Raw genomic sequence first — 15,577 nt, forward strand, 5'->3', positions numbered from 1 at the left:
CTGGAGCCCTCCGCCATGCGTCGCCACAACGCCCACCTGTCCCACGACCCGTCCGTCCTGCCCTGGCTCGGCGCCAACTACTGGTCCCGCACCGGCGGCCCGCTGATGTGGCGCAACTACGACCCGGCCGTCGTCCGCGAAGAACTCACCGTGCTGCGCGACCACGGCCTGAACATGACCCGCTCGTTCTTCTACTGGCCCGACTTCCACCCCGAACCCCACCGCATCGACGAGGAACTCTGCGAGAGGTTCGACGACTTCCTCGACGCGCACGGCGAGCTGGGCATGGGGACGATCCCCACGTTCATCGTCGGGCACATGTCCGGCGACAACTGGGACCCCGCCTGGCGGAACGGCCGCGATCTGTACGCGGACGTGTGGATGGTCGGTCGGCAGGCGTGGTTCGCGCACCGGATGACGGCCCGGTTCAAGGACCATCCGGCGATCACCGGCTGGCTGATCAGCAACGAGATGCCCGGCTACGGGCGTCTGGTGGGCGAGCCGCCCGCGCCGACCGAGCAGGTGACGGCGTGGGCGCAGACCATGTGCCACGCGGTGCGGGCGGCCGGGGCGACGCAGCCGGTGTCGCTCGGCGACGGCGCGTGGGGCATCGAGGTGCACGGCCGGGACAACGGCTTCTCGCTGCGCGAGACGGCCGAGTACGTGGACTTCGTCGGCCCGCACGTCTACCGCTCGCAGAACGACCGCGTGCGCCAGCACCACAACGCGGCCTTCGAGTGCGAACTGGCCGCCGTCACGGGGCAGCCGGTGATCCTGGAGGAGTTCGGCCTGTCCTCGGACACGGTGTCCGAGGAGAACGCGGCGGTGTACTACCGGCAGTCCCTGCACAACTCGCTGCTCGGCGGCGCCACGGGGTGGATCGCATGGAACAACACGGACTACGACACGCTGTGGAACCAGGGCCCCTACGACCACCACCCCTTCGAGATGCACTTCGGCATCACGGACAACACGGCGCGCCCGAAGCCGCCCCTGCGCGAACTCGCCGCCTTCGCGGAGGTGTTGAAGGCCGTGGACTTCCCGCGCTGCCGTCGCGCGGACGTGGAGACGGCGCTGGTGGTGCCCGCCTTCCTGGAGTGGCAGTTCCCGCGCGCGCTGCCCACCGACAAGCCGGTGATCTTCTCCTCGCTCCGCCAGTCGTACATCGCGGCGCGCGAGGCGGACCTCCCGCTCGCCCTGACCCGTGAACTCGACGGCCTCCCCGAGGACGCCCGGCTCTTCCTCCTCCCCGCCACCCGGCAGATCACCTCCGGCACCCGCATCGAACTGGAGCGCCTCGCCCGCGCGGGCGCCACGGTCTACCTCTCGTACTGCTCCGGCGAGCACGCGGAGACGCGGATGCCGTGGTTCCAGGGCATGGACGCGCTGTTCGGGATCAAGCACCAGCTGTCGTACGGGATGGTGGAGCCGATCCGCGACGACGTCCTGGAGCTGACGTTCACCGAGGACTTCGGTGACCTCACGGCCGGCGAGACCCTGACCTTCGAGGTGAACGGCACGGAGTTCTCCCGCTCCTACCTGCCGCTCGTCCCCGACGGCGCCGAGGTCGTCGCGACCGACGCGCACGGCCGCCCGGCCCTGCTGCGGCACGCCGTCGGCGACGGGTGGGCGGTCCTCGCCACGTACCCCCTGGAACACATGGCGGCCCGCACCCCGCAGGTCAACCCCGAGCAGACGCACCGGCTCTACCGGGCGCTCGCCGCACACGCGGGTGTGGACCGCCCGCTGACCGTGGACTCCCCGTACGTCGCCGCGGACACCCTCGTCCACGAGGACGGCCGCCGCTTCGGCTGGCTGGTGAGCCAGTCCCCCGACCCGCTGACCGTGCGCCCGAAGGGCGCCGCCCCGCACGACCTCACCACGGGCGAGCGGGTGACGGACGTCGCCCTGGAGCCGTACGGGGTGCGGGTGGTGGAGCTGCGCTGACCGCAGGCGGACGGGTCAGACGGCCGCGAGCACCAGCTCGGCGTTGCTCACGGCCGCCCTGCCGTCCGGCAGGTGCAGTACGTCCTCCAGGCCGATACGTCTGTCCAGGCCGCGGGCGGCGGCCAGGCGCAGGACCGGCCAGGCCGTCGCGTCCTCGCCGTGCAGGAGGACGGGTGAGACCGCGGCGGCGGGACGGAGCGCGGCGAGCAGTTCGTCCGCGGCCCGCGGTGCGGCCTGCGGGTCGGGCTCGGTGATCTCGGCCAGGACGCGCAGCACCCGGTGGGACTCGGGCCAGCTCAGGAAGCGCCGCGCGGCTGCCGTCCCGGAGTAGATGCCCGCCTCGATGCCGATGCCCCGCTCCAGGAGCGCCTCGGCCACTTCGGCGGCGCCGTCCTCGTGCCAGTTCACGGACGCGTGGTCGGGCAGCACGGTCCAGGCGCGCACCAGGGCGGCGCGGGCCCCCGCGTCAGGCGTCGCCCAGGCGCCCGTCGTGACCCCCACCGGTATGCCGGGGACGGCGGTGCGGACCGCCGCGACGGCTGCCCCGACGACGGCCGGATCGAGGGTGTCCGCGCCGTCCCCGCGCTTGGGGTGTAGATGGATGTCCCGCGCCCCGGCGGCGACCGCCGCGCGGGCCGCCGCCGCCAGCTCCTGCGGGCTCACGGGAAGATGCGCGCACTCGGCGCGTGTCCTCGCGCCGTTCAGACATACCTGCAACATGACGTGATGCTCTCAGCCGGCACTGACAACGGCTTCCGGCCAATCCGGCGCGTGGTGGTACGCCGCCGGTCCGGCGCGTGGCGCAAAGAGCCGCTGGGTGCGGGCCTCCCGGCCGGGGCGCCGCCTCCGGTGGTCCAGTCACAACCGGCCACGCGTGTCAGTGAATATGCCAATTCGCTCTTCGCGCGCCTCGCGGCTACCTAACTTTCACTCGCCGCGCACAGTGCATTCCAGGCCACAGGGCCACCGCACGCGCGGCAGCCGCACGGACATCGAGCAGCCCTGGGGGGACGCACCATGAGACACACCCGTAAGAGACTCGCGCAGCTGGCCTCGGCAGCACTGCTGTTGTCCGCCGCCACCGCCCTGCCCGCCTCCGCCTCCGAATCCCCGGGCGCGGCCGCGACGCCGCTCACCTCGCCCGCCGAGGCGACGGCCCTGACGCAGAAGCTGGGCGTCGACCGGACCGCCGGCACCTACGTCGAGGACGGCAGGATCGTCGTCGCGGTGACCGACGAGGCGGCCGCCCGGTCCGTACGCGACGCGGGCGGGACCGCCGAACTGGTCACCCGCAGCACCAAGGAACTGAAGTCACTGCACCGCGAGTTGGACGCGCTGGGGAACGTGCCCGGCACGGCATGGGGTGTCGACGCGCGTACCAACCAGGTCGGCGTGGACGTCTTCGACGGCGCCTCGGCGACGAGCCGCTCCAGGATCGAGAAGGTCGCGAAGGCCCACCCCGGCGCGATCCGCGTGAACAGGATCGACAGCGAACTGAAGTTGAAGGCCACCGATCTGCGCGGCGCCAACGGGATCACGTCGAGCGGCTGGCTCTGCAGCGCCGGGTTCAACGCCAAGAACTCCTCGGGCGCGATCTACACGCTGACCGCGGGCCACTGCGTGCCGGGCACCGGCAACACCTGGTACATGGACTACAACGGCACCAAGATCGGCACGCAGACCGCGTACAGCTTCGGCTCCGGCACCACCGGCGCCTGCGACGGCTCCACGCGCGCCTGCGACTGGGCGACCATCAGGTCGAACGCACCCGACATCAACCCGCTGGGGACGGTGCGCTATTGGGGCGGCGACTACCACCAGATCGAGAGCTCCCGGTACCCGGCGGAGGGCGAGCACATCGACCGGATCGGCGTCAGCAGCCAGGACCTGACGGGCAACGTCACCAAGACGAGCACGACCGTCAACATCGACGGCCAGACGCTCTACGGAATGATGGAGACGAACAACTGCGCCCTCGGCGGCGACAGCGGCGGGCCCGCGCTGCACGGAACGGTGGCCCTGGGGCTGCTCTCCGGCGGCACGGCCGAAACTGTGTGCACGTCCAGCTCCAGCGGCACCTACCGCAACTACTTCACCAAGGTGCAGACGGTGCTGGACGAGCGCGGACTGCACGTCTACTGACGGCAGGTCCCACCGGTTCACCGGCTCGGCGAGTGAACCCATCGCGGCCCGGCGACGTCACAGGGGCGGTGGGAATCGGCAGGTGTCGCTCCAGGAGGTCACATGCGCATCGGGTCGGTGGGGTCCGGCAGGCCGTCGGCGGGCATCGCCCTGTCCGTCGTCGGCCTCGTCGCCGTCGCGGGCTGCGGCGGCGAGAAGGCGGCCGGGGACCGCGGGGACGCACTCGCCGAGCGGGCCCGGCAGGTGGCCGACGCCTGGGACGGCTCGCCCGCGGCCACCGCGTGGCGGTCCGGGTACCACCCCACGGCGGAGGCGGTCCAGGTGCCGCGCGGCGGCTGGCACGACCGGGCCGATCAACAGGCTTATGAGCGGCGGAACTTCGAGCTGACCGGAACGCTGCCTGGCAGCGCCCCGAAGTCCGGCAAGGTGACATGGGCGGCGGGCGGATCCCTCGAACGCCCGGTATCGGCGGCGAAGGAGGCGTACGACTCCCTGGCGGGCCCGCGCGTCGAGGGGAGGGCACGGCTCAAGGTGACGTCGGTGGAACCGGGGCGCATGCGGCTGGCCACGAGTCGCGGTCCCGCCTCCGTGCCAGCCTGGGTCTTCACGCTCGACGGTTACGACTCGCCCCTCAAGCAGGCCGCCGTCACGCCGTCGAAGTCCCCCCGGCCGCCGGTCCCACCGGCCCACGACCTCCCCGGCCCGAGGCTCGACCGGCTCCTCGGGGTCTCCCCCGACGGGCGGTCGGTGACCGTGGTCGCCCTGCACGGCGTCTGCGACGAGGGCCCCGCCGTGGACGCGCTGGAGACCCGGGGAAGTGTCGTGCTCTCGACCTCCGTGGTCGGCCGGGACGGCGACCGCACCTGCACCAAGCAGGGCAAACTGGAGCGGGTCGAGGTCGAGTTGCGCGAGCCGCTGGGCGACCGGGTCCTCCTCGACGCGCACACCGGCAGGCCGGTGCCCTACCGCGGCCCGCTGCCCCCGGGCTGAACGGTCCGCTTGTCGTCCAGGGCCGCGACCTCGCGGACGGCCTCGGCGATCGCGGCGTGGTCCTTCTTCAGGATCGCGCCGTGGTTGCTGGCGACCTTGGCGTGGATCTCGATGTGGGCGTTGGCGGCGGTGACCTTGGACAGTCCGGCGCGGATGCGTTCCTGTTCGTCGCCGCGGCTGCCGAAGGACGTGCCGGAGGCGAGGACGTAGCGCGTCGGGACGGTGATCGCCCGGAGCACCGGGCCCAGTTCGGCCTCGCGGCCGATCCTGCCGAGCTCGATGTTGCTCTCGGCCTGCTGCGCGGCGGACATCCGCGGGACCAGGCCGGTCGGGCGCAGCAGCGGGGAGAACCAGCCGATGCGCCGGAACAGCTTGCGGATGCGCGCCTCCATCGCCTCGTCCAGCCAGTCGTAGGGCTGCGCGCCGTCGACGAGGACGGCGCCGATGGTGCGGCCCGGGTTCCGGCTCGCCCAGTGCGCCCCGACGAACGCTCCGTAGGACCAGCCCACGAGGAGCGCCCGGTCGACACCCCTGGCGGCGAGGACCGCGTCGACGTCGCGGACGGCCGCTTCGAAGGAGTAGTCCGCCGAGAGCCCCGATTTCTTGCCGCGGGCCCGTTCGTCGAAGGTGATGTGCCGCCACCGCGGTCCGAGGTCGGCGAGGACCCGGCCCCAGTAACCCTGCGTGGCGAACTGGCCGTTGAGGTAGAGGACCGGGATGCCGGGGCCGCCGGTGTCGGTGACGGCGAGGGCCGTGTCGTCGACCTGGACCATTCCGGTCCACGGGGCGGCGTTCGCGGGTGCGGTGCGGTGCGTCATGGGTCGGTCCCCCTGGTCGGGTGCTGCGTGGATGACTACGTGGGTGCGGTGGCGGGGCCCGTGGTGCGTGCGCGGGCCCCGCCGGCGGGCGTGCGGTGGTGCGGGTGGATCACAGGCTGCGGGCGGTGATGTCCCCGTGGTCGGTGGTGGCGTGGATGGTGAGTCCGGCCTTGGCGCCCTCGGAGTTCATCAGCGCGTTGTGGACCCGGCCGTAGCCGGTGCCCGCGTCGAGGGTGGCCGAGACACCGTGGGCGGCGTCGACCGTCACGTCTCCCATCCGGGTGCGCAGTTCGAGCGCGCCGGTCGTGGCCTCGGTGACGCGGATGTCGCCCTTCTGCACGGTGATCTCGGCGGGCCCGGTGAGCCGGCCGACCGTGACATCACCGGCGTAGGAGGACAGTCGCACGCTCGCGGCCTCGTCGATCTTGACGGTGCCGTGGGCACCCTCGCAGGAGAGGTCGCCGAGCCGGCCGACGCCGCGGAACTCGACGGCCGCAGACCTGGCCTCGACGGCGGATCCCGCGGGCAGCTGGACGGTCACCTCGATGGCGCCGGACGCGCCAAGGAGCTGGTTCTTCTCGGCGGGGGCGTCGACCCGCAGGACACCGTCGGCGAACGCGACGGCGGTCTGCTCGGCGGCCCGTACGTCGCGGCTCTTGGAGGGGTCGGCGGGGCGGACCTCGACGGTGGTGTCGGCGCGGTCCGCGGCGATGACCTGGACGCGTCCGGCGGGGAGGTGCAGGACGGCGGAGATCGTGGCGGGGGTGTCGAACTTCTGCATCGTGCTCTCCTTGGTTCGGTCTGGCTCTGCCTTGTTTCCGATGAGTGAAAAGCTACGTTGCGTTTCATGATCAATCAACGCGTTCATTGCATGCGAATCACTAACTCGCAGTTCAGAGTGGTTATTTCGTTGCAACGGATATAGATCTAACGCAACAGAATCTTGCATTCCGTTGCATTGGGTTGAGCGTGAACGCTACGCTGACGAGAACAGGAGCACTCAGGAGACGACGGAGGGGCGTGCACGATGCCGGGAGGCCGACTCACCCAGCAGGAACGGCAGCAGATCGCGACCGGGCTCGCCGACGGCCTCGCGTACGCCGAGATCGCCCGCCGCCTGGACCGCCCCACCTCGACCGTCACGCGCGAGGTGATGCGCAACGGCGGCCCGACCGCCTACCGCGCCGAGCTCGCCCACCGCGCCACCGAACGCCGCGCCCACCGCCGCAAGCAGACCCCACCGCCCGGCCGCGGGACACCGGAGCGGGCCACCGGGCGGGACGACGAGGCGGTGCGCGAGTACGAGGAGACGTTCACGACGCTGCTCATGCAGCAGGGGCTGCCGAAGATGACGGCGCGCGTGCTGACCTGCCTGTTCACCAGCGACGCGGGCAGTGTCACCGCGGCCGAGCTGGTGCGGCGGCTCGACGTCAGCCCGGCGTCCGTGTCCAAGTCGGTCTCGTTCCTGGAGGACCAGGGCCTGATCCGGCGACAGCGCGACGCCGGGCGCCGGGAGCGCTACCTCGTCGACGACGACGTCTGGTACCAGTCGACGGTGGCGAGCGCCCGTGGCACGGCACAGCTCGCCGAGGTCGCACGGCAGGGCGTCGGAGTCCTCGGCCGCGACAGCCCGGCCGCCGCGCGACTCGAAAACATCGCGCGATACAGCGAGTTCATGAGCGAGAGCATCCTGCGCGCCGCCGATCAGGTGCGCGAGATCCTGCACACGAAACCGGCGGGCGACACACCGGAGGACGACACGGACGGCTCACCGTCGGCGCATTGACCTTTCGGAGCCACACCTCCCGCACGCGAACAGGAGCACAGGTGCAGAACCCCCAATCACCCCGGCCACCCCGGACATCCCAGAACGCGCAGCCCGCACAGATCGCGTACATCGGCGCCGACGAGCTGACGAAACTGCTGCCGCCCCGCGAAGCGGTCGCCGCGATCCGGGACGCGCTGCTCGGCGGCCTCGATCCGACGACGGGGCCGCCCCGCTCGATCCTGGACCTGCCGGACGAACAGGGGCAGTTGCTGGCCATGCCGGCCGCGACCGCGTTCGGTGTCGGAGTGAAGGCGATCTCGGCGGTCCCCGCCAACGCCGACCGCGGCCTGCCCCGCATCCAGGGCGTCCACCTCGTCTTCCGGCCGCCGTCGTACGCCCCCGCCGCGGTCGTCGACGGCGCCGCGCTGACCACGCTGCGCACGCCCGCGGTGTCGGTGGCGGCGGTGCTGCCGCTGCTGACCCGGCCGGGGCGACGGTGGAACGTGGTGGCGTTCGGCGCGGGTCCACAAGGGACGGGTCACGTAAGGACGCTGCGCGACGTCGGCGCCGAGCTCTCCGACGTGACGTATGTCGTACGCGATCCGGCGCGGGCCGATGCCGCGCTGGTCGGCGACGACAGGGTGGTCGCCGCGCGGGACGCCGAGGCGTGGCTGCGGCGCGCCGACCTCGTCGTGTGTGCCACCCCCTCCCCTGTCCCGCTCTTCGACTCGGCCCACCTCCGCGACGACGCCGTCGTGCTGGCCGTGGGCTCGCACGACCCGGACGCCCGCGAGGTGGACTCGGCGCTGACGGCCCGCGCACAGGTCGTCGTGGAGGACCCGGCCACGGCGCTGCGCGAGTGCGGCGACATCGTGCTCCCGGTGGCGGAGGGCACGCTGTCGGCCTCGCGGCTGCTGCCCATGGCCGCGGTCGTCCGCGGCGAGCGGGAACTGGCCACCGACCGGCCCGTGCTGTTCAAGGGCTCGGGCATGGCCTGGCAGGACGCCGTGGTGGCGGACGCGGCGGTGCGCGCCGCCGCCCGGGGCACGGCCCCGTAGGAGGCCACGCCTGCACACCACCTCTCATGCACCACGCAACAAATGACGCGACAACAGGGCCGGTGGGTGCCTACCGTCGACCGCATGGCTGACGCATGCTTCGCGCACCCCCGGCTCGCCGCGGTCTACGACCGGCTCGACCCCGACCGCAGCGATCTCGACGCCTATCTGGGGATCGCGCGGGAGGTCGGGGCGCGTCAGGTGCTGGACATCGGGTGCGGCACAGGTGTCTTCGCGCTCCTCCTCGCCGACCAGGGGTACGACGTCGTCGGCGTCGACCCCGCCGCGGCATCCCTCGACGTCGCACGCGCCAAACCGGGCGCCGAGCGCGTGCGGTGGGTCGACGGCGATGCCGGCTCCCTCCCGCCGCTCCAGGCCGATCTCGCGACGATGACGGCGAACGTCGCCCAGGCCATCGCCGACCCGCAGGCATGGCACGGCACCCTGCGCGGTGCCCACGCGGCGCTGCGCCCCGGCGGGCACCTCGTCTTCGAGACCCGCGATCCGGCCCGCCGCGCCTGGGAGGAGTGGACGCGCGACCGTACCCACCACGTGCGGGAGATTCCGGGGGTCGGACGGGTCGAGCAATGGAATCAACTGATGCACGTGGACGGGCCGTTGGTCACCTTCCGGGGGACCTTCGTGTTCGGCGCGGACGGGCAGGTCCTGACCTCGGACTCGACGCTGCGCTTCCGGAGCCGCGAGGAGATCGAGGCGGACCTGCGCGCCCACGGCTATGTGCTGCGGGACGTGCGCGAGGCGCCCGACCGACCGGGCAAGGAGTTCGTCTTCGTGGCGCGGCGGCCGGTCACGGCGTGAGGTGCACGACCGGCTTCGGCCGGAATCAGCTGGGCGGTGTGTACCGCCCGTCGATCGCCGTCCAGCCGCCGTCCACGAACAGTTGACTGCCCGTCACGAACGAGGAGGCGTCCGAGGCCAGGTAGACGACGGCGCCCGCCAGTTCGTCGGGGCGGGACCAGCGGCCCAGCGCGCTCTTGTGGGCGTACGCGTCGGACCACTCCGGCACCGCGCGGATCTGCTCGGTCAGCGGGGTCGCCACGACGCCGGGCGCGATGGTGTTCACGCGCACTCCGGACGGGCCGAGTTCGGCCGCCGCCGTGCGCGTCAGCTGGACGAGCCCCGCCTTCGTCGCCGCGTACACGCCCTGGCCCGGCTCCACCGTCACGGAGCGGATCGAGCTGAAGCCGACGATGCTGCCCCGGCCCCGCTCCGCCATGCCGCGGCCGAACGCCCGCACCAGGTCGAACGAGGCGCGCAGATTGAGCGAGACGACCCGGTCGAACTCCTCGGACGTGTAGTCGAGGAGGCGCTTGCGGACGTTCGTCGCGGCGGTGAAGACGAGGACGTCGACCGGGCCCAGCTCGTCGGCCGCGCGTGTCACGGCGTCGGCGTCGAGGACGTCCAGGGCGTACGCCGACATGCCGGGGGCCAGCGAGGCCGACTCCTCGGCGGCCTTGAGGTCGCGGTCCGCACACACCACGTGCGCTCCGTGCGCGGCCAGCGCCAGGGCGCTCTCCCGGCCGATGCCGCCGCCCCCGCCGACCACGACGGCCTTGCGCCCGTCGAGCCGGAACAGGTTCGCATAGTCGATGGGTTGCGTCGGTCGCGGGGTCGTCACCGTGTCACCGGTCCTTCTTCTGCGTGGTCGGACGGATCACTGCCATACGGGTCACCGTCAGTTCGTCGATCGCGAACCGGGGGCCCTCGCGGCCCGCCCCGGAGTCCTTCACCCCGCCGTACGGCATCGTGTCGGAGCGGAAGCCGGGGACGTCGTTGACGACGACGCCGCCCGCCTCCAGGCGTTCCACCGCGGCGAACGCCGTGTCCAGGGACGTGGTGTGGACGGCGGCGTGCAGCCCGTAGCGCGAGTCGTTGGCCACCGCGATCGCCGCGTCCATGTCCGGGACCGAGCGCAGGCACACCACCGGGCCGAAGACCTCCTCGCTCCAGACGGGCAGCCCGGGGTCCGGGTCCAGGAGCAGCGCAGGTTCGATGACACCGTCAGTGATGCCACCGCCGACCGCGAGCACCGCGCCCGCCTTCACGGCTTCCTCGACCCAGGTGCGTACCCGGTTGGTCGAGCGCTCGTCGATGAGCGCCGAGACACGTGTGTCGGGGTCGCGCGGGTCGCCGGTCGCGATCCCCGGGATGCGCTGCTTCAGGCGTGCCACGAACTCCTCGCGGACCGCCTCCTCCACGACGACCCGCTGCACGCTGATGCAGGCCTGCCCGGAGGCGTAGTAGCCGCCGCGTACGACGGCGTCCGCCGCGGCGTCGAGATCGGCGTCGGCGGCCACCAGCAGGGCGGCGTTGGAGCCGAGTTCGAGGAGGGTCTTGGTGGGGGCCGCGTCCTTGGCGATGCGGTGGCCGACGGCGGCGGAGCCGGTGAAGGAGACCGCGCCGACCCGGCGGTCCGTGGTCAGCTCCTCCCCCACCTCGGGGCCACCGGTGACCAGTTGCACCGCCGCCCGCGGCGCCCCGGCCTCGTGCAGCGCCTCGCGCAGCAGGTGGACCAGCCACAGCGTGGCCAGTGGTGTCTGCGGGGCGGGCTTGGCGACGACGGGGCAGCCCGCCGCCACCGATGGCGCGATCTTGTGCGCGGCGAGCAGCAGCGGGTAGTTGAAGCCGGCGATGCCGACCACGACACCGATCGGCTTGCGGGTCCAGAAGCCGAGCAGTCCCTCGCCGGAGGGCAGCAGGTCGAGCGGGACCGTCTCGCCGTGCAGCCGGGCCACCTCCTCGGCGGAGGTGCGCAGGGTCAGCAGGGTGCGGTCGACCTCCACCCGGCAGTCGACCAGGGGTTTGCCGGTCTCCAGGACGAGGAGGTGTTCGAAGTCGGCGCGCCGGTCGGCGATCGCGTCGTGCGTCGCGTGCAGTGCGGTGCACCGGATGTGCGAGGGGAGGTCGGCGACCCTGCGGCGGATCCCGGCCGCCTCGTCCAGGGCCCGCCGCGCCAGCGACGTGTCACCGACGGGCGCGCGGCCGACGACCGTGCCGTCGTAGGGGAAGCGCACCTCCTCGGTCGTGGGGGCGGGGAGCCAGGTGTCGCCGATGGGCAGACCGTCGGGGAACTCCTTCGCCGAGAGGCCGGCCGCCGTGGCCGGTGCGGGGTGTGCGTTCACGCGTGGGGCTCCTGGTGCTCCTGGTTGAGGTGGGCCGCCGTCACTCCGGCCAGTGCCTTCTCCAGCGTCGGCACGGCGGCGATCAGGCGGCGGGTGTAGGGGTGCTGGGGGTCGTCGTAGAGCTGCCCGGTGGGTCCGCTCTCGACGATCTCGCCGTCCCGCATGACGGCGACGCGGTCGCACATGTGGCGTACGACGGACAGGTCGTGGGAGACGAAGACGAGGGTGAGGTCCAGTTCGTCGACGAGGTCGGTGATGAGGTTGAGGACCTGGGCGCGGACGGACACGTCGAGGGCGCTGACCGGTTCGTCCGCCACGAGGATGTCCGGGCGCGGGGCCAGGGCGCGGGCGAGGGAGATCCGCTGGCGCTGGCCGCCGGAGAACTGGTGCGGGTAGCGCCGCGCGGCGTCGGCGTCCAGGCCCACGGACGCGAGGAGTTCGGCCACCCGCTCCTTGCGGTTCCCGGTGCCCTGCGCGACAAGCGGTTCGGCCACGATGTCGCCCACCCTCATCCGTGGGTCGAGCGAGCTCATCGGGTCCTGGAAGACGAGCTGGAGGCGTTCGCGCACGAAGCGGAGCCGCCGCTCGCTCAGCCGCGTGATGTCCCGCCCCTCGATCTCGACGGTGCCGCTCGTCGGCCTGTCGAGCCCGGCCAGGATGCGCAGCAGGGTCGACTTTCCGCAGCCCGACTCCCCCACGATGCCGAAGCGCTGCCCGCGCGGCACGGAGAAGGTGACGCCGCGCAGCGCGTGCACAGGTGCGGCGGGGGTGCGCAGCGAGGTGCGGGGCCGGTGGTAGTCGCGGGTGACGTCGGTGACGCGGAGGGCGTCGCCGCGCCTGTGCTCGTCAGCCACGGCGGGCCTCCTCGTGGTCGGTGGTCTCCCGGGTACCGCCGGTGCCGGCCGGCACCGGGTGGAAGCACGCGTAGCCGGAGTCGGGGCCGGTCGCGGTCCACTGCGGGCGCCGCTCGCACTGCTCGGTGGCGGCCGTGCACCGGTTGCGGAAGACGCATCCGGCGGGGAAGGCGCCCGCGGGCGGCACCGAGCCGCCGATGGTGGCGAGCCGGCCGCGCGCGTCGACGGCCGTCAGGTCGGACGCCCCGATCAGGCCTTGGGTGTAGCGGTGCCTCGGGCGGGTGAACACCTCGCGTACGGGCCCGGATTCGACGACCCGGCCGCCGTACATGACCATGACGCGCTCGCAGGCGGTGGCGACCACGGCGAGGTCGTGGGTGATGAACAGCAGTGCCGAGCCCCGGTCCTGGACGCCGCGCACGATGAGGTCGAGGACGCGGGCCTGCACGGTGACGTCGAGCGCGGTGGTGGGTTCGTCGCAGACCAGCAGGGCCGGGTCGTTGGCGAGGGCGATGGCCAGGACGACGCGCTGGCGCTGGCCGCCGGAGAACTGGTGCGGGTAGGCGCGCGCGGCGGCGGCCGGGTCGGGCAGCCCCACCTGGTCGAGGAGTTCCACGGCGGCGGCGTGTGCGGAGGCGCGGTCGGGCCGGGTGCGGTGGATGCGGAGCACCTCGGCGATCTGCCGGCCGATCCGCATCGTGGGGTTCAGCGCGGTCATGGGTTCCTGGAACACCATGGCCAGGTCCTTGCCCCGGACGCGGGACATCCGTGTCTCGTCGGCGCCGATCAGGTCGTGGTCGACCCCGGCGAGCCGCACCGAACCCGTCGCGCGGAGCCCTTCGGGGAGCAGGCCCATGAGGCTCAGCGAGGTCAGTGACTTGCCGGAGCCGGACTCGCCGATGAGGCCGACGCGTTCTCCGGAGCGGATGGTGAAGTCGACGTCCTGGACGAGCGGCAGGTCGCCGGTGGTGACGCCGAGCCCGCGGACTCTCAGCACGTCCTCCGGCGGGGTCTGCACTGCGGCGGTCATCGGCGGTCCTCCACCTTGGGGTCGAAGCGGTCGCGCAGCCCGTCGCCGAGCAGGTTGAATCCGAGCACGGCCACCGCGATCGCGAGGCCGGGGAAGACCGCGAGCCGGGGCGCGGTGCCGAGCAGTTCCTGGCTCTCCTGGAGCATCCGGCCCCAGGACGGGGTGGGCGGCGGGGTGCCGAAGCCGAGGAAGGAGAGCGCGGCCTCGGCGAGCACGGCGATCGCGAAGCCGACGGAGGCCTGCACGATGACCAGGCTGCCGACGTTGGGCAGCACGTGCCGCAGCGCGATGGCGAACGGCCTGCGCCCGGCGGCGCGCGCGGCCATGACGTACTCCGTGCCCATCACCTGGAGGGTGCCGCCGCGGATCAGGCGGGCGAAGCTGGGGATCGCGGCGATCCCGATGGCGACCATGGCGACACCCGTGCCCGCGCCGTAGACGGCGGCGAACATGATGGCGAGCAGCAGCGCCGGGAAGGCGAGGATCAGGTCGTTGGCGCGCATGAGCAGTTCGCCGAACCAGCGGGCGCCCATCCCGGCGAGGATGCCGAGCGGCACCCCGATCACCGCGGCGACGCCGACCGCGACGAGGCCGACGTAGAGCGTCGTCCGCGAGCCGATCATGATCTGGCTGAACACGTCGCGCCCGAACTTGTCGGTGCCGAACCAGTATTCGGCGGACGGCTCCTGCAACCGGACGGCCGGGTTCACCAGCGTCGGATCGTGCGGTGTCCAGACGAAGGACAGCAGCGCCACGGCGACCACGAGGGCGACGACGGTGCCGCCGACGAGGAGGGAGCCGGGCAGGGGCCTGCGACGGCGCCGGGCGCCCGCCCGGGTCGCCGCCGTGCCCGCGAGGTCTGAAGCGGTCATCACCCACGCACCCTGAGTCGGGGGTCGATCAGCAGATACGCCAGGTCGACCAGGAAGTTCACGAGCAGGACGGCCGCCGCCACGATCATGACGACGTCCTGTACGACGATGAGGTCCCGGCTCGCGACGCTGTCGAGCAGCAGGCTGCCGAGGCCGGGGACGACGAAGACCCGCTCGATGACGACGGCGCCCACGAGGAGCGTCGCCAGTTGCAGCGCGAGGACGGTGACCACGGGCACGGACGCGTTGCGCAGCCCGTGCCGCACGAGGGCCTTCATCGGGCGCAGGCCCTTGGCACGGGCGGTGCGCAGATAGTCCTCGCGCAGCACGTCGAGCACGGAGCTGCGGACGTAGCGGGTGAGGACGGCGGCCTGGACGAGGCCGAGGGAGAGCGCGGGCATCAGCAGCTGTTCGACGAAGAGCACCGGATCGTCGTCGGGCGGTGTCCAGCCGTTCGCCGGCAGCCAGCCGAGCCCCACCGCGAACACGGTGATCATGAGGATGCCCGCGAGGAACGCCGGTACGGCGACGCCCACTTGGGACAGGGCCGAGAGGACGAGTCCGGACGGCTTGCGGTGCCGCACCGCCATGAGCGTGCCGAGCGGCACCGCCACGACCAGGGCGATCACCATGCCGGTGCCGACGAGCCACAGGGTGACCAGGAGCCGGTCGGCGAGCTGCGGCCCGATCGGCGTCTGCGAGATGTACGAGTCGCCGAGGTCGAAGGTGACGAGGTGGTGCAGCCAGCTCAGGTACTGGTCGACGAGGGAGCGGTCGAGGCCGAACTGCGCGCGCAGTTGGGCGACCGCGGAGTCGGACGCGCCGGTCCCGAGGGCGACGCGCGCGGGGTCTCCCGGCAGCACCGCCATGAACGCGAACACCACGACGGAGCTCACGAACAGGCTCGCCACCAGGATCGCGATCCGCTGCACCAGACGGACGATCATCGGTTCGG

At 72.6% G+C, this 15,577-nt stretch carries 15 protein-coding genes; 6 read left to right on the forward strand and 9 right to left on the reverse strand.

Going from position 1 to position 15,577, the window contains the following annotated elements:
- The first annotated feature begins 15 nt into the window (after nt 1-15).
- A complete protein-coding gene (locus ACY34M_RS32125; protein WP_462721962.1) occupies nt 16-1,947 on the forward strand; it encodes a cellulase family glycosylhydrolase in 1,932 nt (643 codons plus the stop codon).
- 15 nt (nt 1,948-1,962) lie between these two features.
- On the opposite strand, the gene ACY34M_RS32130 is transcribed toward ACY34M_RS32125, so the two are convergent.
- Nucleotides 1,963-2,667, reverse strand: a complete 705-nt coding sequence (locus tag ACY34M_RS32130) for a 3-keto-5-aminohexanoate cleavage protein (protein WP_462721961.1) — start codon at nt 2,665-2,667, stop codon at nt 1,963-1,965.
- Between the two features lie 297 nt (nt 2,668-2,964).
- Between ACY34M_RS32130 and ACY34M_RS32135 the strand changes: the two genes are divergently transcribed.
- The gene (locus tag ACY34M_RS32135; RefSeq protein WP_462721960.1) at nt 2,965-4,089 is read left to right on the forward strand and encodes a S1 family peptidase; all 1,125 of its coding nucleotides are present in this window, start codon (nt 2,965-2,967) and stop codon (nt 4,087-4,089) included.
- Between the two features lie 102 nt (nt 4,090-4,191).
- Complete coding sequence (locus ACY34M_RS32140) at nt 4,192-5,079, forward strand: hypothetical protein (RefSeq protein ID WP_462721959.1); 888 nt, start codon at nt 4,192-4,194, stop codon at nt 5,077-5,079.
- Here ACY34M_RS32140 and ACY34M_RS32145 read toward each other — a convergent pair.
- Together ACY34M_RS32145 and ACY34M_RS32150 are read right to left on the reverse strand one after the other, a co-directional pair.
- The gene (locus tag ACY34M_RS32145) at nt 5,052-5,897 is read right to left on the reverse strand and encodes an alpha/beta fold hydrolase (RefSeq protein WP_462721958.1); all 846 of its coding nucleotides are present in this window, start codon (nt 5,895-5,897) and stop codon (nt 5,052-5,054) included. The genes ACY34M_RS32140 and ACY34M_RS32145 overlap by 28 nt on opposite strands.
- A 109-nt stretch (nt 5,898-6,006) precedes the next feature.
- On the reverse strand, nt 6,007-6,678 hold the full coding sequence (locus ACY34M_RS32150; protein WP_462721957.1) for a DUF4097 family beta strand repeat-containing protein: 672 nt from the start codon (nt 6,676-6,678) through the stop codon (nt 6,007-6,009).
- Nucleotides 6,679-6,924: 246 nt separating this feature from the next.
- On the opposite strand from ACY34M_RS32150, the gene ACY34M_RS32155 reads away from it, so the two are divergent.
- The 3 genes from ACY34M_RS32155 (at nt 6,925) to ACY34M_RS32165 (ending at nt 9,542) form a co-directional block, all read left to right on the forward strand.
- Entirely contained in the window at nt 6,925-7,683 is a 759-nt protein-coding gene (locus ACY34M_RS32155; protein WP_462721956.1) for a GbsR/MarR family transcriptional regulator, read from the forward strand.
- 41 nt (nt 7,684-7,724) lie between these two features.
- Nucleotides 7,725-8,723, forward strand: a complete 999-nt coding sequence (locus ACY34M_RS32160) for an ornithine cyclodeaminase family protein (RefSeq protein ID WP_462721955.1) — start codon at nt 7,725-7,727, stop codon at nt 8,721-8,723.
- Between the two features lie 84 nt (nt 8,724-8,807).
- Nucleotides 8,808-9,542, forward strand: a complete 735-nt coding sequence (locus ACY34M_RS32165) for a class I SAM-dependent methyltransferase (protein ID WP_462721954.1) — start codon at nt 8,808-8,810, stop codon at nt 9,540-9,542.
- Between the two features lie 25 nt (nt 9,543-9,567).
- On the opposite strand, the gene ACY34M_RS32170 is transcribed toward ACY34M_RS32165, so the two are convergent.
- The 6 genes from ACY34M_RS32170 to ACY34M_RS32195 are packed head-to-tail and all read right to left on the reverse strand — an operon-like array spanning nt 9,568 to nt 15,569.
- The gene (locus ACY34M_RS32170) at nt 9,568-10,362 is read right to left on the reverse strand and encodes an SDR family NAD(P)-dependent oxidoreductase (protein WP_462721953.1); all 795 of its coding nucleotides are present in this window, start codon (nt 10,360-10,362) and stop codon (nt 9,568-9,570) included.
- A 4-nt stretch (nt 10,363-10,366) separates the two neighbouring features.
- Nucleotides 10,367-11,866, reverse strand: coding sequence for an aldehyde dehydrogenase family protein (locus ACY34M_RS32175; protein ID WP_462721952.1), 1,500 nt, complete (start codon nt 11,864-11,866; stop codon nt 10,367-10,369).
- On the reverse strand, nt 11,863-12,720 hold the full coding sequence (locus ACY34M_RS32180) for an ATP-binding cassette domain-containing protein (RefSeq protein ID WP_462721951.1): 858 nt from the start codon (nt 12,718-12,720) through the stop codon (nt 11,863-11,865). The genes ACY34M_RS32175 and ACY34M_RS32180 overlap by 4 nt, the downstream gene beginning before the upstream one ends.
- Nucleotides 12,713-13,750: an ABC transporter ATP-binding protein gene (locus tag ACY34M_RS32185; RefSeq protein ID WP_462721950.1), complete on the reverse strand. Its 1,038-nt coding sequence runs from the start codon at nt 13,748-13,750 to the stop codon at nt 12,713-12,715. Before ACY34M_RS32185 ends, ACY34M_RS32180 begins: the two co-directional genes overlap by 8 nt.
- A complete protein-coding gene (locus ACY34M_RS32190; protein ID WP_462721949.1) occupies nt 13,747-14,622 on the reverse strand; it encodes an ABC transporter permease in 876 nt (291 codons plus the stop codon). The genes ACY34M_RS32185 and ACY34M_RS32190 overlap by 4 nt, the downstream gene beginning before the upstream one ends.
- Complete coding sequence (locus ACY34M_RS32195) at nt 14,622-15,569, reverse strand: ABC transporter permease (RefSeq protein ID WP_462721948.1); 948 nt, start codon at nt 15,567-15,569, stop codon at nt 14,622-14,624. Before ACY34M_RS32195 ends, ACY34M_RS32190 begins: the two co-directional genes overlap by 1 nt.
- Nucleotides 15,570-15,577: the final 8 nt, after the last annotated feature.

Source organism: Streptomyces sp. EDA2-14 (assembly GCF_054963755.1).

Coding starts and splice junctions, on each gene's coding strand:
- ACY34M_RS32125 (WP_462721962.1), top strand. CDS start 16: ATGCGTCGCCACAACGCCCACCTGTCCCACGACCCGTCCGTCCTGCCC.
- ACY34M_RS32130 (WP_462721961.1), bottom strand. CDS start 2,667: ATGTTGCAGGTATGTCTGAACGGCGCGAGGACACGCGCCGAGTGCGCG.
- ACY34M_RS32135 (WP_462721960.1), top strand. CDS start 2,965: ATGAGACACACCCGTAAGAGACTCGCGCAGCTGGCCTCGGCAGCACTG.
- ACY34M_RS32140 (WP_462721959.1), top strand. CDS start 4,192: ATGCGCATCGGGTCGGTGGGGTCCGGCAGGCCGTCGGCGGGCATCGCC.
- ACY34M_RS32145 (WP_462721958.1), bottom strand. CDS start 5,897: ATGACGCACCGCACCGCACCCGCGAACGCCGCCCCGTGGACCGGAATG.
- ACY34M_RS32150 (WP_462721957.1), bottom strand. CDS start 6,678: ATGCAGAAGTTCGACACCCCCGCCACGATCTCCGCCGTCCTGCACCTC.
- ACY34M_RS32155 (WP_462721956.1), top strand. CDS start 6,925: ATGCCGGGAGGCCGACTCACCCAGCAGGAACGGCAGCAGATCGCGACC.
- ACY34M_RS32165 (WP_462721954.1), top strand. CDS start 8,808: ATGGCTGACGCATGCTTCGCGCACCCCCGGCTCGCCGCGGTCTACGAC.
- ACY34M_RS32185 (WP_462721950.1), bottom strand. CDS start 13,750: ATGACCGCCGCAGTGCAGACCCCGCCGGAGGACGTGCTGAGAGTCCGC.
- ACY34M_RS32190 (WP_462721949.1), bottom strand. CDS start 14,622: ATGACCGCTTCAGACCTCGCGGGCACGGCGGCGACCCGGGCGGGCGCC.
- ACY34M_RS32195 (WP_462721948.1), bottom strand. CDS start 15,569: ATGATCGTCCGTCTGGTGCAGCGGATCGCGATCCTGGTGGCGAGCCTG.